Genomic DNA, 24,063 nt, shown 5'->3' on the forward strand with positions numbered 1-24,063 from the left:
CGCCTTTTATGGTTGATACATATCCCTGTAAGAGCGAGCTTGCTCGCGAAAAACCTGAGACCGCCACGGGGTGTCAGGCTTCAAGCGTTATCGTTCGCCTCCTTCGCGAGCAAGCTCATTCCTACAGTGGTTCGGCGGTGACTTAACGGCGGCGTTCCAGCGAGTAAACAAACGGCGCAACAATTTCGATGGAGCCGTTGTTCAACATGTCCGCCGGTGGCTTGGGCAGCGGCTGGGCGCGTCGGATCATTTCCAGTGTGGCCCGGTCCAGATCGGCGTTGCCCGAGCGACCCACCAGTTCGAACGACAACACGTTACCTTCACCATCCACCACGAAGCGCAGTCGGTTCAAACCTTCCTTGCCCCGCGCCTGAGCACTGGCCGGGTACTTTTTGTACTTGGCGAGGTGCGCGAGCAGGGTGCCTTGCCAACTGGCCTTGGCTGCTTGCTGCGCGGGCGATGGACCCGGTGCCGGTTGCGCGGATTTCTCCGTCGGTGCCTGGGTCGGTTGAGTGTCGGCCGGTTTTTCCTCGGAAGGTTTTTCCTTCGGCGGGTCTGGCTTTTTCTCCACAGGCTTGGGCGGTTGCGGCTTGGGCTTGGGTTTGACCGGCTTCGGTACGGTAATTTCTGCCTTCGGCACTTCGGCCAGTTTCGGGATCGGCAGTTCTTCCACCGGCGCGGGTGGTTGTGGCGGCGTTATCACCTTCGGCGGTGCCGGTGGTGGCGGGGCCGGAACCGGTGCCAGCTCGACCATCATCGCCTGCGGCGGCAGCTCGATGGGTGGTCGTGCGGTCCAGTTCATCGCCAGCGCAATGGCCAGCGCATGGACGCCCAGCACCACGGCCAGGCTCCCGCTGTAACGCGTCAGCTTATGGCGCGTCGTGATCATTTCTTGACTGCCGTCTCGAGCCCGACCAGACCCACCTTCAGGTAACCGGCGGAGCGCAGGTTGTCCATCACGCTCATCAGGTCGCCGTAGTCCACGCCTTTATCGGCCTGGAAGAAGATCGTCGTGTCTTTCTTGCCCTGAGTCTTGGCGTCGAGCGTGGAGCCGAGGGCTTCGGCTTTCACTTCGTCTTCGCCGAGGAACAGGCGCTGGTCAGCCTTGACGCTGAGGAACACCGGTTTCTCTGGTCGTGGCGCCGGTTTGGCGCTGGAGGCAGGCAGGTCGACCTTGATGTCCACGGTGGCCAACGGAGCGGCCACCATGAAGATGATCAACAGCACCAGCATCACGTCGATGAACGGCGTGACGTTGATTTCGTGGTTCTCGGCCAGATCGTCGTCTGCGCCTTCTTTCAAATGCAGGCCCATGGCCGATTACCCCACTTTCACCATGTGCGGTTGCGAGCTGCGCTCAGGCTGGTGGTCGAGGTCGCGGCTGACCAGCAACAGGACTTCTGCCGAGGCGTCGGACACTTGCGCCTTGTAACCGGCGATGGAGCGGGCGAACACGTTGTAGATCACAACGGCTGGAATCGCGGCCACCAGGCCCAACGCAGTCGCCAGCAGGGCTTCGGCAATGCCGGGGGCCACGACGGCGAGGTTAGTGGTCTGGGTTTTGGCGATGCCGATGAAGCTGTTCATGATGCCCCACACGGTACCGAACAGGCCCACGAACGGCGCGGTGGAACCGATGGTGGCGAGTACGCCGGTGCCGCTGCTCATGTTGCGACCGCAGGCTGCGACCAGGCGCTCGAGACGGAAAGCCACGCGCTCTTTGATGCCTTCTTTTTCGCGGCTGTTGGTCGACAGGTGCATCTCTTCCAGCGCATCGTGCACCAACAGGTTGGCGAGCGTGCCGGGCTTGGCGGCCGTCGCGCTGGCTTCCTTGAGGGTGGCCGCCTTCTTCAGGTGGACGATTTCAGTGCGCAGCCGGCGCTTGGCGCCCATCAGCTCGAAACCCTTGGCGATCCAGATGGTCCAGGTGATGATCGACGCGATAGCGAGGCCGATCATCACGATTTTCACGATGATGTCGGCATTCTGGTACATGCCCCACGGCGACAGGTCATGGGCCATGCCCAGGGTGTTGTCGGCTTCGAGGACTTGCGGAGTGTCTTCGCTGGCGGTATCTACGGCCTGGGCCGGGTCGGTGGCGACCGGTGTGGCGTGGTCGGCAGGAGCGGGCGCAGTGGCGGCAGCCGGGGTGGCCGGCGCTTGTGCGTCAGCGAATGTGGCGGTTGGCGCCAGCATCAGGCTGAGCAGCAGGGCGGCCACTGCGCTCCAGGCGCGAGGTCGTTTGGTTGGCGAAGCGGGGAATTGATAGCGTGTCATGCTGGCCGGACCTGAGAGAAAAAGACGGTAAATGTTCTTCCAGGCCTCGAAGGCCGAGAACAAAAGTGGCGGGCATTATTGCAAGTAATTCTTGTTAACAAAAGTAATAGAGTATCTTTTTTCCTTCATTGCTAGCCGCTCGTCCATTGCCGGCGCTAGTCTGTGGCTTTCCGATAGGAGTTTTTTGATGTCCGCGCCTTCTGTTTTGATCGCCGGCTGCGGTGATGTTGGTAGTCGTCTGGCCACGCAATTGTTGGCTGGCGGGTGGGAGGTCCATGGCCTGCGCCGGGATGTTTCACGCTTGCCGGACGGTGTCATGGGTGTTGCCGGCGACTTGTTCAACAAAGACTGTCCGCAAACCTGGCCGGTCGGTGCGGTGGATTACCTGGTGTATTGCGCGGCAGCCACCGATCACGATGAAGCCGGTTACCGCGCCGCTTATGTCGAGGGCTTGCAGCATGTGCTCGAGTGGCTGGACGACTACGGGCAGGTGCCCAATCGCCTGCTGTTCGTTTCCAGTAGCAGTGTTTACGGCCAGCAGGACGGCGAGTGGGTCGACGAAACGTCGCCGACCATCGCTGCCGGCTATTCAGGTCGACTGATGCTGGAAGCGGAGCAAGTGGCGCTCAACAGTGGCATCCCGGCGAGCATCGTGCGTTTGACCGGCATCTACGGCCCGGGCCGCGAATGGCTGCTGACGCAGGTCCGTCGCGGATATCGCGTGGCGATCGATCCGCCGTTGTACGGCAATCGGATTCACGCGGATGACGCGGCGGGGCTGATGGCGTTTCTGCTTGAGGCGGATCGGCGCGGTGTGGCGTTGGATGACGTCTATATCGGTGTCGACGACGCGCCTGCACCGCTGGCCGAAGTGGTGGATTGGTTGCGTGAATATCTGGGCGTGACCGAATGGTCCGAGGATGCGAGCGTGCGGCGCACGGGCAGCAAACAGTGCAGCAATGCGCGGGCGAAGGCCTTGGGCTGGGTGCCGAAGTACCCGAGCTATCGCGAAGGCTACGCCGCGATCCTCGAAGGCCGCTGCTGATTCCCAGTCACCACAAACCAAATGTGGGAGCGGGCTTGCTCGCGAAGGGGGGTCATAACATTCAACATCATTGTTGGCTGTTAAACCGCCTTCGCGAGCAAGCCCGCTCCCACATTGGTTTTTCGGTGGTCTTTAGACCGGGTTACTGCTTTTCCAGCAACCACTTGCGCTGACCCGGCGTGAACTGCGGCATTTCGTCTGCCTGCGCGGTGTTCACCGTCTGGAGGATCTCCAGTTCCTTGCCCTTGCGCGCAAAGATCCAGGTGTTGCCCTGGCCCTTGAGTTGCAGCCACATGTTGTCGTTGCCGCCACTCATCGATGCGCAATCGCCAGCCAGACACAGCGCATAGCGATCCGCCCCCGGCAAACCGGTCACCTGGCCGTCGGCCTGGAACTGCACGGTGCTGCCTTCACCGGGGCCGCTGACGACTTTCCAGCTACCGCCCATGTAGGCCGAATACAGCGCGCGTTCGAAGCTCGCGCCAATCGGTGCGCCATCCGGCACGGGAATCAATGCGCGGTCGAAGACTTGTGCGGGCTCATTGTCGCTGGCGGCCTGGCTCAGTTGCTTGCCGTCACGCTTCAACTCACTGGCGGAACTGCCGTAGAAGTCGACTTTCCAGGCGCCGGACGCTTCGCCGAGCAGCTTGCCTTCGACGTTCTCAAAACCGTTGGTGTAACGGGCCTGACTGGCCTTGGTGTTGACGTCCCATTCCAGGTTTGGGCCGTATGCCTGGAGCGCTTCGCGCAGAGGGCCACCTTTGGACGCAGCATCGATCGCCACCTGGTTGATCCAGGTGCCGCTGATGTCACGGTCGGCAGGGTTGCTGGCACATCCGCCCAAGAGTAGGGCGACCAGCGAGAGAGCAAGCGCTTGGCGCATGGTGGAATCCTTTCAGAACACTTTCTTTTGCAACATCAGCGGCGCAGCCTGTGGGGCTGCGCCGGACGCATTACTCGATGACCAGAATGGCATCCATTTCAACCTGCGAACCCTTTGGCAGGGCAGCCACACCGATGGCGGCGCGGGCAGGGTATGGCTGATCAAAGTACTTGCCCATGATCTCGTTGACCTTGGCGAAGTGGCTCAGGTCGGTGAGGAAAATGTTCAGTTTGACGATGTCCTTGAACGAACCGCCAGCGGCTTCGGCTACGGCTTTGAGGTTCTCGAACACCTGGACGGTCTGGGCTTCGAAGCCTTCAACCAGTTCCATGGTTTTTGGGTCCAAAGGAATCTGACCCGACATGTAAACGGTGTTGCCAGCCTTGATCGCCTGGGAGTAAGTACCGATGGCGGCGGGGGCCTTGTCGCTGGTGATAACAGTCTTGGTCATGAATGACTCCTTGTAATAGTGGGCTTAGGCGCGCATGCGGGTGATGCGAATCACCCCGGTCAGTGCGCGCAGTTTTTTGATCACGCGGGCCAGGTGCACGCGATCGTGCACGCTGACCACCAGTTGGACCACGCTGATGCGACCATCGCGTTCGTCCATGCTGATTTTTTCGATATTGCCGTCGGCCGCGTTGACGCTGCTGGCCAGCAGCGCGATCAGGCCGCGCTGGTGTTCCAGCTCGACGCGCAGCTCGACGTTGAATTCGCCGGTGACATCCTTGGCCCACGAGAGCTGGATGCATTTTTCCGGGTTGTGGCGGATTTCGCTGATGTTGCGGCAGTTGTCGAGGTGCACGACCATGCCTTTGCCCGCGGAGAGGTGACCGACAATCGGGTCGCCCGGGATCGGCGTGCAGCACTTGGCATAGCTGAGTACCAGCCCTTCGGTGCCGCGAATCGCCAGCGGACCTTCCGCGCTTGGCAACTGCTCGCCTTCTCCCAACAAGCGACGAGCGACCACATAAGCCATGCGGTTGCCCAGGCCGATGTCTTCGAGCAGGTCTTCGATCAGTTCGAGGCGGTACTCGGTGAGCATTGCTTTGACGCGCTCGGCCGGGACTTTGTCCAGGGCACTGTCGAAACCGTTGAGTACCTTGTTCAGCAGGCGTTCGCCGAGGCTGATGGATTCTGAGCGGCGTTGCAGTTTCAGTGCGTGGCGGATGTGCGTCCGCGCCTTGCCGGTGACCACGAAGTTGAGCCACGCCGGGTTTGGTCGTGCGCCGGGAGCGCTGACAATCTCGACCGTGGAGCCGCTTTGCAGCGGTTCGGACAGCGGCGCGAGACGACGATTGATCCGACAGGCAATGCAGCTGTTGCCCACGTCGGTGTGCACCGCGTAGGCGAAATCGACCGCGGTGGAGCCTTTGGGCAGCTCCATGATCCGGCCTTTGGGTGTGAACACGTAGACCTCGTCCGGGAACAGGTCGATCTTCACGCTCTCGATGAATTCCAGCGAGTTGCCGGCGCGTTGCTGCATTTCCAGCACGCCCTTGACCCACTGGCGGGCGCGGGCGTGAGTGCCTTTGGGCTGCTCGTCGCCGCTGGATTTGTACAGCCAATGGGCGGCGATGCCATTGTTGGCCATCTCTTCCATTTCACGGGTGCGGATCTGAATCTCGATCGGAACACCGTGCATGCCGAACAGCGTGGTGTGCAGCGACTGATAGCCGTTGGCCTTGGGAATCGCGATGTAATCCTTGAAGCGTCCCGGCAACGGTTTGTACAAGTTGTGCACGGCACCGAGCACGCGGTAGCAGGTATCGACCTTGTCGACGATGATCCGGAACGCGTAGACGTCCATGATCTCGTTGAAGGCCCGACGCTTGCCGCGCATCTTTTTGTAGATGCCGTAGAGGTGTTTCTGGCGCCCACTGACTTCGCCCTGGATTTCATCGATCGCGAGGCAGTGGCTGAGGGACTCTTCGATCTTGTTGACGATTTCCTTGCGGTTGCCCCGGGCGCGCTTGACCGCCTGGTTGATCCGCGCGGAACGCATCGGGTGCATGGCCTTGAAGCCGAGGTCTTCGAATTCTATGCGGATGGCGTGCATGCCCAGCCGATTGGCGATGGGCGCATAGATTTCCAGGGTTTCCTTGGCGATCCGCCGGCGTTTTTCGCCGGACAGGACTTCCAGCGTGCGCATGTTGTGCAGGCGGTCGGCGAGCTTGACCAGGATCACGCGAATGTCGCGTGCCATGGCCATGGCCATTTTCTGGAAGTTTTCGGCTTGAGCTTCGGCTTTGGTCTCGAAGTTCATCTGGGTCAGTTTGCTGACCCCGTCGACCAGTTCGGCCACGGTTTCGCCGAACTGCGCTTGCAGCGCTTCCTTGGCAATGCCGGTGTCTTCGATCACGTCATGCAGCATCGCAGCCATCAAACTCTGATGGTCCATGTGCATGTCGGCAAGAATGTTCGCCACGGCAAGAGGATGCGTGACATACGCCTCACCGCTGCGGCGGCGTTGGCCGTCGTGGGCTTGTTCGGCGTAGAAATACGCTCGGCGGACCAGGTTGACCTGGTCCTTGCCGAGGTAGGTCGATAAGCGATCGGCGAGGGCGTCTATGCTCGGCATGATGACTCCTGCCGTTCGCTGTGACCCCGCGCCGTGCTACGTCGACCAGGCATAGGCTTAGACGGCCTCGTTGGACTCGTCCTCGAACGCTGCGAACAGCGGTTCGTCTTCGACGATTTCTGCGTTGGCGATGAACTCGTAGCTCATCAGGCCTTCAGCGATTTCACGCAGCGCTACAACGGTAGGCTTGTCGTTTTCCCACTGAACCAGAGGCTCTTTGCCGCCGGTGGCCAGTTGACGGGCACGCTTGGTGGACAGCATGACCAGTTCAAAACGGTTTTCCACGTGGTTCAGGCAGTCTTCAACGGTTACGCGGGCCATGGTATTCCTCGGAGCGAATGCAATATGCGCGCTGCCCGGGTGGGCGAGCGGACTGAACAGTTTAAAAAATCACCAGCGATTAGGGAAGCGCTGATTTTTTGACCAAGCCCTTCAACGCGCTGCAAGTGCCAATGTAAAGCCCTTGCGGCGGTTTTGGGAAGTGCTGTTTTAGCCGAGCAATTCAGCCAAAAGTTTGCCATTGCGCTGCTGCTGACGCTTCTGATGCAGCTGATTGGCACGGAAAATCGCCTGCAAATCGCGCAGTGCATGGGCGAAATCGTCGTTGATGATCAGGTAGTCGTAGTCAACGTAGTGGCTCATCTCGCTGACGGCTTCACGCATGCGGCCGTCAATGATTTCGTCGCTGTCCTGGCCGCGATTGGTCAGGCGCTGGTGCAAGGCCTGCAGGGATGGCGGCAGAATGAAGATCGAGCGGGCTTGCGGCATCAACTTGCGCACTTGCTCGGCGCCCTGCCAGTCAATTTCCAGGATCAGATCGTGGCCTGCATCCAAGGTCTGTTGCAGATGGCTTTGCGAAGTGCCGTAGAGATTGCCGAACACTTCGGCGCGCTCCAGGAAATCACCATGTTCGCCCATCTTCACAAACGCTTCACGCGAGACGAAGTGATAGTTCACCCCGTTCACTTCACCGGGGCGCATGGCGCGGGTGGTGTGGGAGACCGAGACGCGGATCTCCGGATCAGCGTCGGTCAGGGCTTTGACCAGGCTGCTCTTGCCCGCGCCCGAAGGGGCGGAAATGATGTACAGGGTGCCGGTGCTGTGGGTCATGTCGGGTTTGCCTTACTCAATATTCTGTACTTGTTCGCGCATCTGCTCGATCAACACTTTGAGGTTGACCGCCGCCTGGGTGCTGCGCGGGTCGAAGGCTTTGGAGCCCAGTGTGTTGGCTTCGCGGTTGAGCTCCTGCATCAGGAAATCCAGGCGCCGACCGGCAGCGCCGCCGGACTTGAGTACCCGGCGAACTTCGATGATATGAGTGCTCAGGCGATCCAGTTCTTCGGCGACGTCGCTCTTCTGAGCGAGCATGACCATTTCCTGCTCCAGGCGCTGCGGGTCCATCTCGGCTTTCATGTCGGCGAAGCGGTCGAGGACTTTCTGGCGCTGGGTGGCGAGCATCTGCGGGACCAGTTCTCGCAGGGTCACCACGTCTTCTTCAATAGCGGTCAGGCGATCATTGATCAACCGCGCCAGCTCCGCGCCTTCGCGCTCGCGGCCGGCCTTGAGTTCCTTCAGGCCTTCGTTGAACAGTGCCAGTGCTTCGGCATTCAAGGCTTGCGGGTCGGTGGCGTCGCCCACCAGCACGCCCGGCCAGGCCAGCACTTCCAGCGGGTTCAGCGCCGCCGGGTTCTTGATCAGGCCGGCGATGGTCTCAGCGGCGGCAACCAATTGCGCGGCGCGCTCGCGATCCACTTGCAGGGGTTTGTCAGTGTTTTCTTCGGTGAAGCGCAGGGTGCATTCGAGTTTGCCTCTGGAGATGCCTTGGCGCAGCGCTTCGCGGACCGCGCCTTCGAGATCGCGAAACGACTCCGGCAGACGCAAGTGCGGTTCCAGGTAGCGGCTGTTGACCGAGCGCAATTCCCAGCTCAGGGTACCTTGGGCGCCGGCTTTCTCGACGCGGGCGAAGGCGGTCATGCTGTGCACCATGGAGGTACCTCGCAATGCAGGTTCATGCGTTACCAGAGGTTTCGCACACCCGATCTATATGAATTTAAGCCGAGAGGCAGCAAAGGCGCAGGATTGTAGCGCAGTGGGGCGGATGCGCCCAAACACACGGTGTGACAAAGGGCTGCAGGCCGTCGGTTAAGCTCTGTTCTAAGCTCGAGTCAGAGCCTTCAATCGTCGGGCGGATTTTTTAGAAGTGCCCAGCCCTGGCGCACGGCTCTATAATGCTCGGCAGTTTTCCGTCCCCCGTACAGGTATTCCCTATGAAACGTCCAAGTGGTCGCGCTGCCGATCAGCTCCGCTCGATCCGCATTACCCGCAACTACACCAAACACGCCGAGGGATCCGTACTGGTCGAGTTCGGTGATACCAAAGTCATCTGCACCGTCAGCGTCGAAAACGGCGTGCCGCGGTTCCTCAAAGGCCAGGGTCAGGGTTGGTTGACGGCCGAATACGGCATGCTGCCGCGCGCCACCGGCGAGCGTAACCAGCGAGAAGCGAGTCGCGGCAAGCAAGGCGGCCGGACCCTGGAAATCCAGCGTTTGATCGGTCGCTCCCTGCGCGCTTCGCTGGACATGTCCAAGCTGGGCGACGTCACCCTGTACGTCGACTGCGACGTGATCCAGGCTGACGGCGGCACCCGCACTGCGTCCATCACTGGCGCCATGGTTGCACTGGTCGATGCCTTGAAAGTGATCAAGAAGCGTGGCGGCCTGAAAGGCGGCGACCCGCTCAAGCAAATGATCGCGGCCGTTTCGGTCGGCATGTACCAGGGTGAACCTGTGCTCGATCTCGACTACCTGGAAGACTCGGCTGCCGAGACTGACCTGAACGTGGTGATGACCAGCACTGGCGGCTTCATCGAAGTGCAGGGCACAGCCGAAGGCGCACCGTTCCAGCCTGAAGAGCTGACTGCCATGCTGGAGCTGGCGAAGAAAGGCATGAGCGAAATCTTCGAATTGCAAAAGGCTGCACTGGCTGACTGACCGGAACCATTCCAGGCAAGGAGGACGTTATGAGTGGCGAGCAAGAGCTGCTTCCCACCCCGAGCAAAGAAGTTCGGCAGTGGGCGATGTTTTGTCACCTGTCCGCCTTGCTGGGGATCTGGATTCCGTTCGGTACGCTGATCGGCCCGCTGATTCTCTGGCAGATGAAGCGCGAGATGGACCCGTTTGTCGATGCGCAGGGCAAGGAGGCGCTGAACTTTCAGATCACCGTCGCTATTGCCTCCGCCATTTGCTTCCTGCTGATGGTGGTGATCATCGGGTTCTTCCTGTTTGGTCTGGTGGCGATTGGTGCGTTGGTGTTAACGATCATTGCTGGTGTGAAGGCCAATGAAGGAGTCCCTTACAGGTATCCGTTCACTTGGCGGCTGATCAAGTAGCGAGCAGCGCGTAACTCTTGTGGGAGCAAGCCCGCTCCCATATTGAGATTTTAGTGTGCATAAAAATATCGATAGGCATCGGGTTGTGTGCAACGCGCAGTGCGCCGACATTTTAATTTAATTACCCTTTCTTGTAGGACTTTTCTTTTTTAAAGTTAGAACTTTCCCTCGATCTGAAAGTTAAATGGCTGAAAGCTTAAGCCACTGTCCAGACTCTCACTTGTACAAATCTCTTTCCTACACTTCTAGTCACAACTGCACGGTCTCAGCGCGGTGTAGGAGCTTGGCAATGGGACTTGGTGGTTGATAAAGTTGCGCCAAGTAATATTTATCAAGAAATATTTCGATATATTCTGACCATTGACGGTCCTTGAATCAAATACTAGCCAGTGTTGAGAGATCAACCCGTTCAAGTGGCGTGTCCAGGTAAAAAGTTCGCCCCTGAATATATATAAAAGAATAATTTCAATGATTCAGCTCGATTTTTACGGAACACTTGTGGCCGCCTCTTTAGTGCTGTTGCTCGGGCGCGGCCTTGTTACACGTGTTGGTTTTTTACGTGCCTACAATATCCCTGAGCCCGTAGCCGGTGGTCTTGTGGTCGCCTTGCTGCTCTTGGCGTTACGGGGCCTTGATATTGAAGTGCGCTTTGATACTTCACTGCAGACGCCCTTGATGCTGGCGTTTTTTGCCACGATTGGATTGAGTGCGGACTTCGCCAGCCTGAAGAAAGGCGGTCGCGTTGTGGGGGTGTTTCTACTGGCGGTCATCGGCCTGCTGGTGGTCCAGAATGCCATGGGCATCGGACTCGCGACGGCGTTGGGGCTCGATCCGTTGATGGGCTTGTTGACGGGCTCGATTACATTGGCCGGCGGTCACGGGACAGGCGCTGCATGGGGCGCCACGTTCAGTGAGAAGTACGGCCTGGCCTCCGCCTCTGAACTTGCGATGGCCTCTGCGACGTTCGGCTTGGTACTGGGTGGTTTGATTGGTGGTCCGGTCGCTCGCTTGCTGATCAAGCGCGTCCAGGCACCCTGCCTCGAGCAAGACAAGCTGCGGTTGCCGAAGGGTTTTGAGCAGCCAAACAAAGAGCGTTCGATCACGCCTTTTTCGTTTATTGAGACACTCGCCTTGATCGCCGTCAGCCTGATGGCTGGCTCCCTCTTGAATGGCCAGCTTCAAGGAACAGCGTTTGAGTTGCCGACATTCGTATGCGTCTTGTTCATGGGCGTGGTTTTACGCAATGGGCTTTCCGCATTGGGCCTGTATCAGGTGTTTGAGCGTGAGGTCTCCGTGCTGGGTAATGTCAGCCTGTCGCTGTTTCTGGCAATCGCTCTGATGTCACTCAAACTGTGGGATCTGGCTGCACTGGCGTTGCCGATCTTCATCATCCTGGCTGCTCAAGCGTTGGTCATGGCGCTGTATGCGATTTTCGTGACGTTCAGAGTCATGGGCAGTAACTATGATGCGGCAGTACTGGCGGCGGGGCATTGTGGTTTTGGATTAGGTGCAACGCCAACGGCCATTGCCAACATGCAGGCGGTGACACAGCGTTACGGGCCTTCGCAAATAGCATTTCTGGTGGTGCCGATGGTGGGCGCTTTCTTCATCGACATCATTAATGTCGTCGTGATCAAGTTGTACCTCACGCTGCCGTTTTTTGCCGCTGCTTGAAGTTCTGATCGCTGCTGAATATCCATAAAAAATGCCCGTATCTTGCGATACGGGCATTTTTTTCAACCGACCTGGACAAATTAAATGGTCAGTGTCCAGTCGTAGTCCACGATCAGCGGCGCATGCTGCGAGAACCGTGGCTGACGTGGCAAACGTGCGCTGCGAACAAAGCGGCGCAGGCCCGGGGTCAGTATCTGGTAATCGAAGCGCCAGCCCAGGTTGAGCATCTCAGCCTGTTCGTTGTCCGGCCACCAGCTGTACTGATCACCTTCACGGCTGACTTCGCGCAGGGCATCGACATAACCCATGTTGCCGACAATCTCGTCCATCCAGGCCCGTTCAGGCGCCAGGAAACCCGGAGATTGCTGGCTGTCGCGCCAGTTCTTGATATCCAGCTTCTGTTGCGCCACGTACAGTGAGCCACAGTAAATGTACTCGCGACGTTTGCGCCGCTGTTTATCCAGATAACGGGCGAAGTCGTCCATTAGCTTGAACTTCTGGTTCAAGTCTTCATCGCCGTTCTGCCCCGAAGGGAGCAGCAAGGTCGCGATGCTGACCTTGTCGAAATCGGCTTGCAGGTAACGCCCATAGCGGTCGGCCGTCTCGAAGCCGAGACCGCTGATGACTGCCTTCGGTTGCAACCGCGAATACAAAGCCACGCCACCCTGGGCGGGAACTTCGGCTTCGCAGGCATAAAGGAAGTAGCCATCCAGTTGGAAGGCTGGATCGTCCAGTTCAAAGGCGGAGGCGCGGGTGTCCTGCAGGCAGATGACGTCGGCATTCTGTGCTTGCAGCCAACTGAGCAAACCTCGCTCCACTGCAGCCTGAATACCATTGACGTTCACACTGATGATCCGCATAAATGGCCCCAAAAATCGCGTGCGTGTATGATACACGGCGTCAACCTAATTAGCTAAATCCGTGGTATTTGGGGTTTTTTCATGCAAGCGTATCAGCGCGATTTCATTCGTTTTGCCATCGATCGCGGCGTTTTGCGCTTCGGTGAGTTCACCCTGAAGTCCGGGCGCACCAGTCCTTACTTCTTCAATGCCGGCCTGTTCAACTCGGGTTCGGCCCTGGCGCAGCTGGGTCGTTTCTACGCGGCAGCCATCGTCGAGAGCGGCATCCCGTTCGACGTGTTGTTTGGCCCAGCCTACAAAGGCATCCCGTTGGCGGCAACCACTGCGGTGGCCCTGGCTGAGCATCACAACCGTGATTTGCCATGGTGCTTCAACCGCAAAGAGGCCAAGGCACACGGCGAAGGCGGCAGCCTGGTTGGCGCGCCATTGACCGGCGACGTGCTGATCATCGATGACGTGATCACCGCTGGCACCGCGATCCGTGAAGTGATGCAGATCATCGCTTCCCAGGAAGGCGCCAAGGCAGCGGGCGTGCTGATCGCCCTGAACCGCCAGGAGCGCGGCAATGGTGAGCTGTCGGCGATCCAGGAAGTGGAGCGTGACTTCGGGATTCCGGTGATCAGCATTGTTTCGCTGAACCAGGTGCTCGAATTCCTCGCGGACGATCCGCAGCTCAAGCAGCACCTGCCAGCCGTAGAAGCCTACCGCGCCCAATTCGGCGTATAACCGCAGCTCCCTCAGGGATCGCAGGCGAAAAAAGACCCCGCTCAGTCAGGCTGATCGGGGTTTTTTTCTGGATCGGGGGCGTCCGCGAGGTTATTTCTTGCTCGCTGGCTTGATGACCTCGGCGCTTTTGATTCCAGGTTTTTCCGACTTCTCCGGGTAGGGATCTTTCACCGCGTCGCCTTGGCCGGTCAGAATTTTCCAGCCATAGAGCGAATGTACGGTTTTACGAAACTGTGGGCACGGCGGCATCGACGTTTTGGCCTGATTCGAATATGGGTGGCCGCAGTCGACACACTCGTAAGTGCCTGCGGAAACATCGCTGCCGTAAGGAACGTAATCTTTTTTCATGAGGGAGTCCTCCTGTGGATACAGGGCAGATCCTATGCAGATTGATTCCTGCGCGATGTCAGACGTTTCGCTGAGTCAGGTAAGGCGATTCCTATGCCCATAAAAAAGATCGCAGACTTCGTCAGTGCCTACGGAATATTCGTACGTCCGTGGGCGCTGCCGAAGGCTGCGATCTTCTGATATTGGTATATCAGTGACGCTTGCGGTTACTGATCAAAGTACCTACGCCGGTGTCGGTGAAAATTTCCAGCAGGATCGCATTCGGCACGCGACCATCGATGATCAACGAGCTGCCCACGCCACCCTGAACCGCTTCCAGCGCGCAACGGATCTTCGGCAGCATGCCGCCGTAGATCGTGCCGTCGGCGATCAAGTCGTCCACTTGCTGAGTTGTCAGACCCGTCAGGACCGTGCCCGACTTGTCCATCAGGCCAGCAATGTTGGTCAGCAGCATCAGCTTTTCAGCCTTCAGCGCTTCAGCGACTTTACCGGCCACCAGGTCAGCGTTGATGTTGTACGACTCGCCGTTGGCGCCGACGCCGATCGGCGCGATCACCGGAATGAAATCGCCTTTGACCAGCAGGTTCAGCAGGTCGGTGTTGATCCCGACCACTTCGCCCACCTGGCCGATGTCGATGATTTCCGGTTGGGTCATCTCCGGGGTCTGACGGGTCACGGTGAGCTTTTTCGCACGAATCAGCTCGGCGTCTTTACCGGTCAGGCCGATGGCGCTGCCGCCATGACGGTTGATCAGGTTGACGATGTCCTTGTTGACCTGGCCGCCGAGGACCATTTCCACCACGTCCATGGTCTGCGCATCCGTCACGCGCATGCCATCGATGAAGTGACTCTCGATCGACAGACGCTTGAGCAAGTCGCCGATTTGCGGGCCGCCGCCGTGAACCACCACCGGGTTAATCCCGACGGCTTTCATCAGCACGATGTCGCGGGCGAAGCCGGTTTTCAGCTCCTCGCTTTCCATCGCGTTGCCGCCGTATTTGATCACCAGCGTCTTGCCGACATAGCGGCGGATGTAAGGCAGCGCTTCGGACAGGACCTTGGCGGTGTTGGCGGCGGCTTCGCGTTCGAGGGTCATTCAGGGCTCCGGGTGAATCAGAAGATCAAAACGGTAATTGGAGATCAGGTGCAACACGCTTCAACTGGACTTTGAAAACATCCTTGATGCGCTGCAATTCAGCCTCGTCATCGGCCTCGAAGCGCAGCACCAGCACCGGCGTGGTGTTGGACGCGCGCACCAGGCCCCAGCCTTTGGCATAGTCGACTCGCACGCCGTCGATGGTGGTCAGGTCGGCGCCTTCGCCCCACGTCGCGTCGTGCAATGCATCAATGATGCTGAATTTGCTCTCTTCGGTCACATGGATATTGATTTCCGGCGTAGAAATATCGTTCGGGAAGGTTGCAAACAGCTCTTCTGCGGTGGATTTTTCCTTGCTGAGGATTTCCAGCAGCCGTGCGGCGCTGTAAATGCCATCGTCGAAACCGAACCAGCGCTCCTTGAAGAAGATGTGCCCGCTCATTTCGCCGGCCAACAGGGCGCCGGTTTGTTTCATTTTCTTTTTGATCAACGAGTGACCGGTCTTCCACATTAGCGGACGACCGCCGTATTCCTTGATCAGCGGGGTCAGGCGGCGGGTGCATTTGACGTCGAAGATGATTTCCGCGTCCGGGTTGCGCGCCACTACGTCGCGGGCGAACAGCATCAGCAGGCGGTCGGGGTAAACGATGCTGCCGGTGTTGGTCACTACGCCAACGCGGTCGCCGTCGCCGTCGAAAGCCAGGCCGAGGTCGGCGTTGGTTTCCTTGACCTTGGCGATCAGGTCGACGAGGTTTTCAGGCTTGCCCGGGTCCGGGTGGTGGTTCGGAAAGTTGCCGTCGACGTCGCAGAACAGCGGGATGACTTCGCAGTTCAGCGCTTCGATCAGTTGTGGGGCGATCACACCAGCCGCGCCGTTACCGCAGTCGACCACGACTTTGAGGCGGCGAGCGAGTTTGATGTCCTCGACGATTTCAGTGTTGTAGCGGTCGAGGATCTCGACTTGGGTGATGCTGCCCTTACCGCTGCTCAGGTTGTTGGTCTTGAGGCGCTCGTGCAGGGCCTGGATTTGTTCGTTGGCCAAGGTATCGCCAGCGATGACGATCTTGAAGCCGTTGTAGTTCGACGGGTTGTGGCTGCCGGTCAGCATCACGCCCGATTTACCGGCCAGTACGTTGGCGGCGTAGTACAGCGCCGGCGTTGGCACCAGGCCCACGTCACTGACATGGCAACCGGCCTCGGCCAGGCCTTTGATCAGTTGTTCGACCAGTTCCGGGCCGGACAGGCGACCATCACGGCCAACGGAAACGTTCGGTTCGCCCTGGGACAGGCTCTGGGCGCCGATGGCGCGACCAAGCCAGTAAGCGGTTTCAGCGTTCAGGAATTCCGGGACGGTGCCGCGAATGTCGTAGGCGCGGAAAATGCTGTCGGGGAATGTGGGTGCGACTTGGGCTGGGGTGCTCATCTGTAGGAATGCTCCATCTCGAAAGTGGCTGGACCTGTCAGCGAAGAACTCGTCGGCCGGCTCAAACTGAAGGGTATGACGGCGTTTTCCGCAGAGAGTTCGTGGTGCGAAAAGGCCATGACACCGGTTTCACTGAGCATTTGGCGGGCAATGCCTTGATTTCCAGTGTTAAACCTTGCAGATGACGTTCGTGCAATTTGTGGCGATGGAGCTTGCTCCCGCAGGCCGGCCCGCGCTCGGGCGCAGCGGTTCCGGTATGAGCGCTGCACACTCAAGCGGGAGCAAGCCCCCTCGCCACAAGGTCGCCTGCTTTTCGATCAGTGGCTGCCGGAATGCCCGAAACCGCCCGCGCCGCGCTCGGTTTCGACGAACTCTTCAACCATTTCGAAATGCGCTTGAACCACTGGCACCAGCACCAATTGGGCGAGGCGCTCGCCCACGACCATGTTGAAGTCGGTCTGGCCACGGTTCCAGCACGAAACCATCAGTGGACCCTGGTAATCGGAGTCGATCAACCCGACCAGATTGCCCAGCACGATGCCGTGCTTATGGCCCAGGCCGGAGCGCGGCAGAATCAGCGCCGCCAAGCCTGGATCGCCAATGTAAACGGACAGGCCGGTCGGAATCAGCACGGTTTCACCCGGCTTGATCACGGTGTCTTTTTCCAGCATGGCGCGCAGGTCGAGGCCGGCGGAGCCTGGGGTGGCGTACTGCGGCAGCGGAAATTCAGTACCGATGCGGGGGTCGAGGATCTTGGCTTGTAAAGCGTGCATGTAAATTAAACCTGGTTCAGACGTTCGGCGATAAAAGTGATCAGCTGGCGAGCGATTTTGCTCTTGCTGGTCTGGGCGAAAAGTGTGGCGTGGAGCTCGCGGTCGATCACGCTGCAGGCGTTTTCTTCGCTGTTGAAGCCAATGCTCGGGTTGGCGACGTCGTTGGCGACGATCAAATCGAGGTTCTTGTCTTTCAATTTGCGCGCCGCGTAATCGAGCAGGTGTTCGGTTTCAGCGGCGAAGCCGACACTGAACGGACGGTCGGGGCGCGTGGCGATGGTGGCCAGGATGTCCGGGTTGCGGACCATCTGTAGCAACAAGCCGTCGCCGTTCGTAGGGTCTTTCTTGAGTTTCTGTGGGGCGACGACTTCCGGGCGGTAGTCTGCGACCGCTGCGGAGGCAATGAACAGGTCGCAAGGGATCGCGGCTTCACAGGCCGCGAGCATGTCGCGGGCACTGACCACGTCGATGCGCGTGACGCGATCCGGGGTCGGCAGGTGCACCGGGCCGGTGATCAGGGTGACGCGGGCGCCGGCTTCAACTGCGGCCTCGGCCAGGGCAAAGCCCATTTTTCCGGAGCTGTGGTTGGTGATGTAGCGGACAGGGTCGATGTTTTCCTGGGTCGGGCCAGCGGTGATCAGCACGTGTTTGCCGGTCAGTGCCTGGCGCTGGAAGCAGTCCGCCGCGCACTGGGCCAGTTCGACGGCTTCGAGCATGCGGCCGAGCCCGACATCGCCGCAGGCTTGGCTACCGGAGGCCGGGCCGAAGGCTTTGATGTTGCGGTTTTCGAGGGTTTGCAGGTTGGCCTGGGTCGCCGGGTCGCGCCACATGGCCTGGTTCATCGCCGGGGCAACGGCAACCACGGCGTCGGTGGCCAGCACCAGTGTGGTCAGCAGGTCGTCGGCAATGCCTTGGGCCAGACGGGCAATCAGGTCCGCAGTGGCCGGAGCTATCAGCACCATGTCAGCCCACTTGGCCAGCTCGATATGGCCCATTGCGGCTTCGGCCGCCGGGTCCAGCAGGTCCAGATGAACCGGGTGGCCGGACAAGGCCTGCATGGTCAGCGGAGTAATGAACTCGGCGCCGCCACGGGTCATGACCACGCGCACTTCGGCGCCCTGGTCGATCAAACGGCGAACCAGGTCAGCGCTCTTGTAGGCAGCAATGCCGCCGCCGACGCCCAGAACGATGCGTTTCCGATACAGCCGCTGCATAGGTCTGCCTTTCATTTCGTTAATGACTGCGTGGCGATACCCCCTCCCCAGGAGTGAAATCGCCCGCAAAAAAGATGGGCTACGATATCACAGCGACCGCTACGGAACAGCGGCGCCCACAGACAGGGAGGTGCTATGAGTATTCGCGATTGGCCGGCGGCGGAACGGCCGCGGGAGAGGTTGCTGGAGTTGGGCTCGGCGAGCCTTTCGGACGCTGAGCTGCTGGCGATTTTTTTACGGACCGGCGTGGCGGGTAAAAGCGCAGTGGATTTGGCGCGACATCTGTTGAATCAGTTCGGCAGTCTGCGTTCGCTGTTGGAAGCCGATCAAGCAACATTCAGCAAGCAATTAGGGCTCGGTCCGGCGAAATTCGCTCAGTTGCAGGCAGTGTTGGAAATGGCCCGTCGGCACCTGGCTGAACGCTTGCGCCACAGTTCAGTGTTGGAGAATCCGCTGGTCGTGCGTGACTACCTCAAGTCGATGCTGCGACACGAGCCTCATGAGGTATTTGGCTGCCTGTTTCTGGACTCGAAACATCGAGTGCTGGCGTTTGAATCACTGTTTCGTGGTTCTATCGACTGCACCAGCGTTTATCCGCGTCAGGTGGTCAAGCGTGCTTTGGCCCATAACGCTGCAGCGTTGATCCTTTGCCACAACCATCCGTCAGGCAATCCCGACCCCAGCCAAGCCGATCGACAATTGACCAAGCGCCTCCAGGAGGCGCTGGACCTGATCGATGTGCGAATACTCGACCACTTCATCATCGGCGACGGAGATCCGCTGTCGATGGCTGAATATGGGTGGATGTAGAAGGGGCTTCAGTTAACCGAAAACCTTGTGGGAGCGGGCTTGCCCGCGATGGCGCCTGCACAGTCGGCACCTAGGTTGGATCTGCCGGCCTCATCGCGGGCAAGCCCGCTCCCACAGGTTTAGTGTTGTAGCGACTACTTGAGGTTGACCTTGGAGTAATCCTGGCGGCCAAACGGGCTCACCGAATAACCCTCGACTTCCTTGCGCATCAGCGCAAAAGCCGTCGGATGCGCCAGCGGCAGCCACAGCGCCTGCTGCTGGATCTGCGCCTGAGCCTGTTCATAAAGCTTGGTGCGTACACCTTGCTCGGAAGTGGTCTTGCCGGCACTGATCAGCTTGTCCAGATCCTGATTGCAGTAACGGGCGAAGTTGGTGCCGGACTTGACCGCCGCGCAGGAAAACTGCGGCGTCAGGAAGTTGTCCGGGTCACCGTTGTCGCCTGCCCAGCCCATGAACAGCAGATCGTGTTCGCCGGCCTTGGCGCGGCGGATCACTTCGCCCCATTCGATTACGCGAATTTCGGCTTGAATGCCGATTTCCGCGAGGTCCGACTGGAGCATTTGCGCGCCGAGGCTTGGGTTCGGGTTCAGCAGGCTGCCGGAGGGACGGGTCCAGATGGTGGTCTGGAAACCGTCTTTGAGCCCGGCTTTGGCCATCAGGGCCTTGGCTTTTTCCACGTCATGCACGTAGCCCGGCAAGCCTTTGGCATAACTCCATGTGTTGGGCGGGTACGGGCCGTTGGCAGGTTCGGCGGTGTCTTCGAACACGGCTTTGACATAGCTGGCCTTGTCGAACGCGAGATTGATTGCCTGGCGCACTTCCGGCTTGTCCAACGGTGGATGCTGGCTGTTGATGGCGACGAACGCGGTCATGAACGCGTCGGTCTTTTCGATCTTCAGCGTCGGCTCTTTCAGCGCGGCTTGTACGTCCAGTGGCTTCGGCGACAGGGCAATCTGGCACTCATTACGGCGCAGTTTCTGCAACCGCACGTTGGCGTCCGGGGTGATGGCGAAGATCAGCGGGTCCACTGCAGGCTTGCCACGGAAGTAATCCGGGTTGGCCTTGTAGCGAATCGACGCGTCTTTCTGGAAGCGCGTGAACACGAACGGCCCGCTGCCGATCGGCTGGCTGTTGAGCTTCTCCGGGGTGCCCGCTTTCAGCAACTGGTCGGCGTATTCGGCGGGGTAGATCGAGGCGAACCCCATGCTCAGGGTTGGCAGGAACGTCGAATCCGGATGATCGAGGGTGAAACGCACGGTGAGCGGGTCCAGTGCGTCGATCTTCTTGATCAATGCCGGCAACTGCATCGATTGCGCGTGTGGGAAGCCGCTCTGCGCCACTTTGTGCCAAGGGTTGGCCGGGTCGAGCATGCGGTCGAAGCTGAATTTCACGTCTTCGGCGCTCAGATCGCGCGTCGGGCTGAAATATTCGGTGCGATGGAATTTCACCTGCGGGTGCAGCTTGAACACGTAGGTCAGGCCATCGGGGGTGACTTCCCAGCTGTCCGCGAGGCCGGCGACCACTTTGCCGCTGGCCGTGTCGAAGTCCACCAGGCGGTTCATCAATACGTCGGCCGAGGCGTTGGTGGTGGTCAGCGAGTTGTATTGCACCACGTCGAACCCTTCCGGGCTGGCCTCGGTGCAGACGCTCAGGGCGGCGGCCTGGGCCAGCGGGCTCAGTAGAAGCGGGGCGAGCAACAGCGGTAGGGCAGCGAGGCGCATGGTCGGATTCCTTTACAGATCGAAGGCCCATCTGCAAGTGCAGTCTGGAAAAGGCTTACCCTAGTGGGCTCTTTTGCAAATGACTATCCCCTTTTTCATTTTAAGGGGAGTATGTGCGATTGTTTTCGGCGAGTGCTGCTTGAGGAAACTCCCGGATTGGCCGGTTGGCCGATGTTCTGCGACGAGCGGTCTTTATCGACGATAGCCTTTATCCAAGGCGCTCGCAGCCTGAAAAATGGGTTTTTTATCAAGTCTGTGCGCACGGAATGTTGTTGCACCTCAGTCTTTCTGGTATAAAGCAGCGCTCTTTTCTAGGGGCCCGGTTCCTTCACTGTAGGTGTAGCCGGTAAGACCTCTAAAGAAACGCGGCGCCTGGCGCCAAATGACTGAGAGATTAAGCGGCCAACCCATGCCGGGTTGGGCATGTGGTTTTAGAGGGCTGAGGCATGTCGAGAGTATGTCAAGTTACCGGTAAGGGTCCGGTGACTGGGAATAACATTTCCCACGCAAACAACAAAACCCGTCGTCGTTTCCTGCCGAACCTGCAGCATCACCGCTTCTGGGTTGAAGAAGAGAAACGTTTCGTGCGTCTGCGCGTATCTGCCAAAGGCATGCGTATCATCGACAAGCGTGGCATCACTGTCGTGCTGGCCGAAATCCGCAAAGCTGGCAAGATCTAAGGGAGATAATCATGCGTGAATTGATTCGTTTGATCTCGAGCGCCGGTACTGGTCACTTCTACACTACCGACAAGAACAAGCGCACTACTCCGGACAAAATCGAGATCAAGAAATTTGATCCGGTTGTTCGTAAGCACGTGATCTACAAAGAAGGCAAAATCAAGTAATTGATTTTTCCCTCTTACGAAAAAGGCCCGTATCGCGAGATACGGGCCTTTTTTGTTGCTTGAATTTAGTGGTGTCAGGCAGTGCCTCATCGCGAGCAAGCTCGCTCCCACAGGGCGTTGTGTCGATCACAAAACCTGTGGGAGCGGCTTGCCCGCGATGAGGCCGGCGGGGACAACACAAATCTTCAGGCCTTCTGTTCAAACGCCACATAGATCTTGCGGCAAGTCTCCAGCACTTCCCAGGTGCCTCTGAACCCGGCCGGGATTACAAAGCGATCACCCGCACGCACGGTCTTGCTGTTGCCATCGTTATCGCGCAGCACCGAAACACCCTGAACGATTTCGCAGTATTCATGTTCGGTGAAGTTCACGTGCCACTGGCCAACCGCGCCTTCCCACACGCCCGCATTCAACTGGCCACACGGGCTGTTGTAGTGGTTGTAAACCACCTGCTCGGGGTCGCCTTTCAAGATTTTCGCCTGGTCTGGTCTGTAACGCTCGGGCTTGGTGGTGGCCTGGCTGAAGTCGACGATGTTCTGGATGCTCATTGTTGTTATCCCCCGTGATTGCGGCGCGAGTGGCTGGAAAGGTGCTGGAAAGCCCAAAGTCTATGTTTATTAAAATGAACACCGCAAGGCCGTTTGCCGACCTTATGTCAAATATATTGAAACAACCCCGGTCACTGGTTTAGGGTGGCGGTTGCCTTGGGCCGAATTGCAGGCTGGCCGGGCAGAATTCCTGGGGACGTCCGCGAAGAACGCGGGGCGCTCGTATTCAATAAGAGGAGGACACTCGAATGACCACCCTGACTCGTGCCGATTGGGAACAACGGGCTCGCGATCTGAAGATCGAAGGCCGTGCCTACATCAATGGCGAATACACCGATGCCGTCTCCAGCGAGACCTTCGAGTGCATCAGCCCGGTCGATGGCCGTCTGCTGGGCAAGATTGCCAGCTGTGACGCCGCCGACGCCCAGCGTGCTGTTGAAAATGCTCGCGCTACGTTCAATTCCGGCGTCTGGTCGCGCCTGGCGCCGACCAAACGCAAAGCCACCATGATCCGTTTCGCCGGCCTGCTGAAACAGCACGCCGAAGAGCTGGCCCTGCTTGAAACCCTCGACATGGGCAAGCCAATCAGCGATTCCCTGTACATCGACGTTCCCGGCGCAGCGCAAGCCCTGAGCTGGAGCGGCGAAGCCATCGACAAAATCTACGACGAAGTTGCCACGACCCCGCACGATCAGCTGGGTCTGGTCACTCGCGAGCCGGTGGGCGTCGTCGGCGCGATCGTACCGTGGAACTTCCCGTTGATGATGGCCTGCTGGAAACTCGGCCCGGCGCTGTCCACCGGTAACTCGGTGATCCTCAAGCCGTCGGAAAAATCGCCGCTGACCGCCATCCGCATCGCTGCGCTGGCCGTTGAAGCCGGCATCCCGAAAGGCGTGCTGAACGTGCTGCCGGGCTACGGTCACACCGTCGGCAAGGCCCTGGCCCTGCACAACGATGTCGACACGCTGGTGTTCACCGGTTCGACCAAGATCGCCAAACAATTGCTGATCTACTCCGGCGAATCGAACATGAAGCGCGTCTGGCTCGAAGCCGGCGGCAAGAGCCCGAACATCGTGTTCGCCGATGCGCCAGACCTGCAAGCTGCCGCTGAAGCAGCAGCCGGCGCTATCGCCTTCAACCAGGGCGAAGTCTGCACCGCCGGTTCGCGTCTGCTGGTCGAGCGTTCGATCAAGGACACATTCCTGCCGCTGGTGATCGAGGCCCTGAAAACCTGGAAGCCAGGCAACCCGCTGGACCCGGCGACCAACGTCGGCGCGCTGGTGGACACCCAGCAGATGAATACCGTGCTGTCCTACATCGAATCCGGTCACGCCGATGGCGCCAAACTGGTCGCTGGCGGCAAGCGCACGCTGCAGGAAACCGGTGGCACTTACGTTGAGCCGACGATTTTCGATGGCGTCAGCAACGCGATGAAAATCGCTCAGGAAGAAATCTTTGGCCCGGTCCTGTCGGTCATTGCTTTCGATACCGCCGAGGAAGCCATCGCGATTGCCAACGATACGCCGTACGGCCTCGCCGCTGCGGTGTGGACCAAGGACATCTCGAAGGCTCACCTCACCGCCCGTGCGCTGCGTGCCGGTAGCGTGTGGGTCAACCAGTACGACGGCGGCGACATGACCGCACCGTTCGGCGGCTTCAAGCAGTCGGGCAACGGCCGTGACAAGTCGCTGCACGCGTTCGACAAGTACACCGAACTGAAGGCGACCTGGATCAAGTTGTAAGCCAGTGATGGGGCCCGACAGTTTATCGGGCTCCTGAGCGACGCAGATCCCTGTGGGAGCGGGCTTGCTCGCGGAGGCGCCGTAACAGCCAACCATGATGTTGGATG

The 24,063-nt window shown here is 59.2% G+C and carries 25 protein-coding genes and 1 pseudogene; 9 read left to right on the forward strand and 17 right to left on the reverse strand.

Annotated features, from left to right (window positions below; genetic code table 11):
• Positions 1-142 precede the first annotated feature (142 nt).
• From ACI77H_RS01165 to exbB, 3 genes are read right to left on the reverse strand one after another with little or no spacing between them, the layout of a single operon-like run.
• Positions 143-889 (reverse strand): TonB family protein, encoded by a 747-nt coding sequence (locus ACI77H_RS01165; protein ID WP_407009981.1) that lies wholly within the window; start codon positions 887-889, stop codon positions 143-145.
• A complete protein-coding gene (gene exbD, locus ACI77H_RS01170; protein ID WP_407009982.1) occupies positions 886-1,314 on the reverse strand; it encodes a TonB system transport protein ExbD in 429 nt (142 codons plus the stop codon). The genes ACI77H_RS01165 and exbD overlap by 4 nt, the downstream gene beginning before the upstream one ends.
• 6 nt (positions 1,315-1,320) lie before the next feature.
• Positions 1,321-2,277 carry a tonB-system energizer ExbB gene (gene exbB, locus ACI77H_RS01175; RefSeq protein WP_407009983.1) on the reverse strand — a complete coding sequence of 319 codons (957 nt, stop codon included), beginning with the start codon at positions 2,275-2,277 and terminating at the stop codon, positions 1,321-1,323.
• Positions 2,278-2,464: 187 nt separating this feature from the next.
• On the opposite strand from exbB, the gene ACI77H_RS01180 reads away from it, so the two are divergent.
• Positions 2,465-3,322 (forward strand): SDR family oxidoreductase, encoded by an 858-nt coding sequence (locus tag ACI77H_RS01180; RefSeq protein ID WP_407009984.1) that lies wholly within the window; start codon positions 2,465-2,467, stop codon positions 3,320-3,322.
• A 142-nt stretch (positions 3,323-3,464) separates the two neighbouring features.
• On the opposite strand, the gene ACI77H_RS01185 is transcribed toward ACI77H_RS01180, so the two are convergent.
• The 6 genes from ACI77H_RS01185 to ACI77H_RS01210 all read right to left on the reverse strand — a co-directional run bounded on the left by ACI77H_RS01185 (position 3,465) and on the right by ACI77H_RS01210 (position 8,772).
• Complete coding sequence (locus tag ACI77H_RS01185; protein WP_407009985.1) at positions 3,465-4,205, reverse strand: hypothetical protein; 741 nt, start codon at positions 4,203-4,205, stop codon at positions 3,465-3,467.
• 70 nt (positions 4,206-4,275) lie between these two features.
• Positions 4,276-4,656: a RidA family protein gene (locus tag ACI77H_RS01190; protein WP_003229509.1), complete on the reverse strand. Its 381-nt coding sequence runs from the start codon at positions 4,654-4,656 to the stop codon at positions 4,276-4,278.
• Positions 4,657-4,680: 24 nt separating this feature from the next.
• Positions 4,681-6,786, reverse strand: coding sequence for a bifunctional GTP diphosphokinase/guanosine-3',5'-bis pyrophosphate 3'-pyrophosphohydrolase (spoT, locus tag ACI77H_RS01195; RefSeq protein WP_407009986.1), 2,106 nt, complete (start codon positions 6,784-6,786; stop codon positions 4,681-4,683).
• A gap of 57 nt (positions 6,787-6,843) precedes the next feature.
• On the reverse strand, positions 6,844-7,107 hold the full coding sequence (gene rpoZ / locus ACI77H_RS01200) for a DNA-directed RNA polymerase subunit omega (RefSeq protein WP_007894670.1): 264 nt from the start codon (positions 7,105-7,107) through the stop codon (positions 6,844-6,846).
• A 168-nt stretch (positions 7,108-7,275) separates the two neighbouring features.
• Positions 7,276-7,896, reverse strand: coding sequence for a guanylate kinase (gene gmk, locus ACI77H_RS01205; RefSeq protein ID WP_253433791.1), 621 nt, complete (start codon positions 7,894-7,896; stop codon positions 7,276-7,278).
• A gap of 12 nt (positions 7,897-7,908) precedes the next feature.
• Complete coding sequence (locus ACI77H_RS01210; RefSeq protein WP_407009987.1) at positions 7,909-8,772, reverse strand: YicC/YloC family endoribonuclease; 864 nt, start codon at positions 8,770-8,772, stop codon at positions 7,909-7,911.
• 281 nt (positions 8,773-9,053) lie between these two features.
• Between ACI77H_RS01210 and rph the strand changes: the two genes are divergently transcribed.
• From rph to gltS, 3 genes are all read left to right on the forward strand, one after another.
• Positions 9,054-9,776, forward strand: coding sequence for a ribonuclease PH (rph, locus tag ACI77H_RS01215; protein ID WP_084317764.1), 723 nt, complete (start codon positions 9,054-9,056; stop codon positions 9,774-9,776).
• A 29-nt stretch (positions 9,777-9,805) separates the two neighbouring features.
• Positions 9,806-10,174, forward strand: coding sequence for a DUF4870 domain-containing protein (locus ACI77H_RS01220; RefSeq protein WP_407009988.1), 369 nt, complete (start codon positions 9,806-9,808; stop codon positions 10,172-10,174).
• Between the two features lie 468 nt (positions 10,175-10,642).
• Positions 10,643-11,848 (forward strand): sodium/glutamate symporter, encoded by a 1,206-nt coding sequence (gene gltS, locus ACI77H_RS01225; protein WP_407009989.1) that lies wholly within the window; start codon positions 10,643-10,645, stop codon positions 11,846-11,848.
• A gap of 80 nt (positions 11,849-11,928) precedes the next feature.
• Here the strand turns inward: gltS and ACI77H_RS01230 are convergent, their stop codons facing one another.
• Positions 11,929-12,708, reverse strand: a complete 780-nt coding sequence (locus ACI77H_RS01230; protein ID WP_008030595.1) for an exodeoxyribonuclease III — start codon at positions 12,706-12,708, stop codon at positions 11,929-11,931.
• An 81-nt stretch (positions 12,709-12,789) separates the two neighbouring features.
• On the opposite strand from ACI77H_RS01230, the gene pyrE reads away from it, so the two are divergent.
• A complete protein-coding gene (gene pyrE, locus ACI77H_RS01235) occupies positions 12,790-13,434 on the forward strand; it encodes an orotate phosphoribosyltransferase (RefSeq protein WP_407009990.1) in 645 nt (214 codons plus the stop codon).
• 90 nt (positions 13,435-13,524) lie between these two features.
• Here pyrE and ACI77H_RS01240 read toward each other — a convergent pair whose 3' ends face one another.
• From ACI77H_RS01240 to coaBC, 5 genes and pseudogenes are all read right to left on the reverse strand, one after another.
• Positions 13,525-13,782 (reverse strand): hypothetical protein, encoded by a 258-nt coding sequence (locus tag ACI77H_RS01240; RefSeq protein WP_407009991.1) that lies wholly within the window; start codon positions 13,780-13,782, stop codon positions 13,525-13,527.
• A 190-nt stretch (positions 13,783-13,972) separates the two neighbouring features.
• Positions 13,973-14,878 (reverse strand): acetylglutamate kinase, encoded by a 906-nt coding sequence (gene argB, locus ACI77H_RS01245; RefSeq protein WP_008007602.1) that lies wholly within the window; start codon positions 14,876-14,878, stop codon positions 13,973-13,975.
• A 25-nt stretch (positions 14,879-14,903) separates the two neighbouring features.
• Positions 14,904-16,280, reverse strand: a pseudogene (locus tag ACI77H_RS01250) (phosphomannomutase/phosphoglucomutase); the annotation flags it as partial.
• Positions 16,281-16,618: 338 nt separating this feature from the next.
• Complete coding sequence (gene dut, locus ACI77H_RS01255; protein ID WP_059403885.1) at positions 16,619-17,074, reverse strand: dUTP diphosphatase; 456 nt, start codon at positions 17,072-17,074, stop codon at positions 16,619-16,621.
• Positions 17,075-17,079: 5 nt separating this feature from the next.
• Positions 17,080-18,288, reverse strand: coding sequence for a bifunctional phosphopantothenoylcysteine decarboxylase/phosphopantothenate--cysteine ligase CoaBC (coaBC, locus tag ACI77H_RS01260; protein WP_407010341.1), 1,209 nt, complete (start codon positions 18,286-18,288; stop codon positions 17,080-17,082).
• A gap of 135 nt (positions 18,289-18,423) precedes the next feature.
• Between coaBC and radC the strand changes: the two genes are divergently transcribed.
• A complete protein-coding gene (radC, locus tag ACI77H_RS01265) occupies positions 18,424-19,098 on the forward strand; it encodes a DNA repair protein RadC (RefSeq protein ID WP_407009992.1) in 675 nt (224 codons plus the stop codon).
• Positions 19,099-19,232: 134 nt separating this feature from the next.
• Here the strand turns inward: radC and ACI77H_RS01270 are convergent, their stop codons facing one another.
• On the reverse strand, positions 19,233-20,819 hold the full coding sequence (locus ACI77H_RS01270) for an ABC transporter substrate-binding protein (RefSeq protein ID WP_407009993.1): 1,587 nt from the start codon (positions 20,817-20,819) through the stop codon (positions 19,233-19,235).
• A gap of 446 nt (positions 20,820-21,265) precedes the next feature.
• Between ACI77H_RS01270 and rpmB the strand changes: the two genes are divergently transcribed.
• Both rpmB and rpmG read left to right on the forward strand, forming a co-directional pair.
• On the forward strand, positions 21,266-21,499 hold the full coding sequence (rpmB, locus tag ACI77H_RS01275; RefSeq protein ID WP_007894701.1) for a 50S ribosomal protein L28: 234 nt from the start codon (positions 21,266-21,268) through the stop codon (positions 21,497-21,499).
• A gap of 11 nt (positions 21,500-21,510) precedes the next feature.
• The gene (rpmG, locus tag ACI77H_RS01280) at positions 21,511-21,666 is read left to right on the forward strand and encodes a 50S ribosomal protein L33 (RefSeq protein WP_007894709.1); all 156 of its coding nucleotides are present in this window, start codon (positions 21,511-21,513) and stop codon (positions 21,664-21,666) included.
• Positions 21,667-21,851: 185 nt separating this feature from the next.
• Here rpmG and ACI77H_RS01285 read toward each other — a convergent pair whose 3' ends face one another.
• Positions 21,852-22,214 (reverse strand): cupin domain-containing protein, encoded by a 363-nt coding sequence (locus ACI77H_RS01285; protein WP_407009994.1) that lies wholly within the window; start codon positions 22,212-22,214, stop codon positions 21,852-21,854.
• Between the two features lie 248 nt (positions 22,215-22,462).
• Between ACI77H_RS01285 and ACI77H_RS01290 the strand changes: the two genes are divergently transcribed.
• Entirely contained in the window at positions 22,463-23,956 is a 1,494-nt protein-coding gene (locus ACI77H_RS01290; protein ID WP_407009995.1) for an aldehyde dehydrogenase, read from the forward strand.
• Positions 23,957-24,063: the final 107 nt, after the last annotated feature.

This window comes from Pseudomonas sp. O230 (genome assembly GCF_045447035.1).
In the GTDB taxonomy this organism is placed as follows: Bacteria; Pseudomonadota; Gammaproteobacteria; order Pseudomonadales; family Pseudomonadaceae; genus Aquipseudomonas.

Excerpts from the sequence above, each read along its gene's own strand:
- exbD (WP_407009982.1), bottom strand. The coding sequence starts at position 1,314 with ATGGGCCTGCATTTGAAAGAAGGCGCAGACGACGATCTGGCCGAGAAC.
- coaBC (WP_407010341.1), bottom strand. The coding sequence starts at position 18,288 with ATGCAGCGGCTGTATCGGAAACGCATCGTTCTGGGCGTCGGCGGCGGC.
- ACI77H_RS01185 (WP_407009985.1), bottom strand. The coding sequence starts at position 4,205 with ATGCGCCAAGCGCTTGCTCTCTCGCTGGTCGCCCTACTCTTGGGCGGA.
- argB (WP_008007602.1), bottom strand. The coding sequence starts at position 14,878 with ATGACCCTCGAACGCGAAGCCGCCGCCAACACCGCCAAGGTCCTGTCC.
- gmk (WP_253433791.1), bottom strand. The coding sequence starts at position 7,896 with ATGACCCACAGCACCGGCACCCTGTACATCATTTCCGCCCCTTCGGGC.
- ACI77H_RS01270 (WP_407009993.1), bottom strand. The coding sequence starts at position 20,819 with ATGCGCCTCGCTGCCCTACCGCTGTTGCTCGCCCCGCTTCTACTGAGC.
- rpmG (WP_007894709.1), top strand. The coding sequence starts at position 21,511 with ATGCGTGAATTGATTCGTTTGATCTCGAGCGCCGGTACTGGTCACTTC.
- ACI77H_RS01240 (WP_407009991.1), bottom strand. The coding sequence starts at position 13,782 with ATGAAAAAAGATTACGTTCCTTACGGCAGCGATGTTTCCGCAGGCACT.
- ACI77H_RS01290 (WP_407009995.1), top strand. The coding sequence starts at position 22,463 with ATGACCACCCTGACTCGTGCCGATTGGGAACAACGGGCTCGCGATCTG.
- rph (WP_084317764.1), top strand. The coding sequence starts at position 9,054 with ATGAAACGTCCAAGTGGTCGCGCTGCCGATCAGCTCCGCTCGATCCGC.
- ACI77H_RS01220 (WP_407009988.1), top strand. The coding sequence starts at position 9,806 with ATGAGTGGCGAGCAAGAGCTGCTTCCCACCCCGAGCAAAGAAGTTCGG.
- spoT (WP_407009986.1), bottom strand. The coding sequence starts at position 6,786 with ATGCCGAGCATAGACGCCCTCGCCGATCGCTTATCGACCTACCTCGGC.
- ACI77H_RS01165 (WP_407009981.1), bottom strand. The coding sequence starts at position 889 with ATGATCACGACGCGCCATAAGCTGACGCGTTACAGCGGGAGCCTGGCC.
- pyrE (WP_407009990.1), top strand. The coding sequence starts at position 12,790 with ATGCAAGCGTATCAGCGCGATTTCATTCGTTTTGCCATCGATCGCGGC.
- gltS (WP_407009989.1), top strand. The coding sequence starts at position 10,643 with ATGATTCAGCTCGATTTTTACGGAACACTTGTGGCCGCCTCTTTAGTG.
- rpmB (WP_007894701.1), top strand. The coding sequence starts at position 21,266 with ATGTCGAGAGTATGTCAAGTTACCGGTAAGGGTCCGGTGACTGGGAAT.
- ACI77H_RS01285 (WP_407009994.1), bottom strand. The coding sequence starts at position 22,214 with ATGAGCATCCAGAACATCGTCGACTTCAGCCAGGCCACCACCAAGCCC.
- exbB (WP_407009983.1), bottom strand. The coding sequence starts at position 2,277 with ATGACACGCTATCAATTCCCCGCTTCGCCAACCAAACGACCTCGCGCC.
- ACI77H_RS01210 (WP_407009987.1), bottom strand. The coding sequence starts at position 8,772 with ATGGTGCACAGCATGACCGCCTTCGCCCGCGTCGAGAAAGCCGGCGCC.
- ACI77H_RS01190 (WP_003229509.1), bottom strand. The coding sequence starts at position 4,656 with ATGACCAAGACTGTTATCACCAGCGACAAGGCCCCCGCCGCCATCGGT.
- radC (WP_407009992.1), top strand. The coding sequence starts at position 18,424 with ATGAGTATTCGCGATTGGCCGGCGGCGGAACGGCCGCGGGAGAGGTTG.
- ACI77H_RS01230 (WP_008030595.1), bottom strand. The coding sequence starts at position 12,708 with ATGCGGATCATCAGTGTGAACGTCAATGGTATTCAGGCTGCAGTGGAG.
- rpoZ (WP_007894670.1), bottom strand. The coding sequence starts at position 7,107 with ATGGCCCGCGTAACCGTTGAAGACTGCCTGAACCACGTGGAAAACCGT.
- ACI77H_RS01180 (WP_407009984.1), top strand. The coding sequence starts at position 2,465 with ATGTCCGCGCCTTCTGTTTTGATCGCCGGCTGCGGTGATGTTGGTAGT.
- dut (WP_059403885.1), bottom strand. The coding sequence starts at position 17,074 with ATGCACGCTTTACAAGCCAAGATCCTCGACCCCCGCATCGGTACTGAA.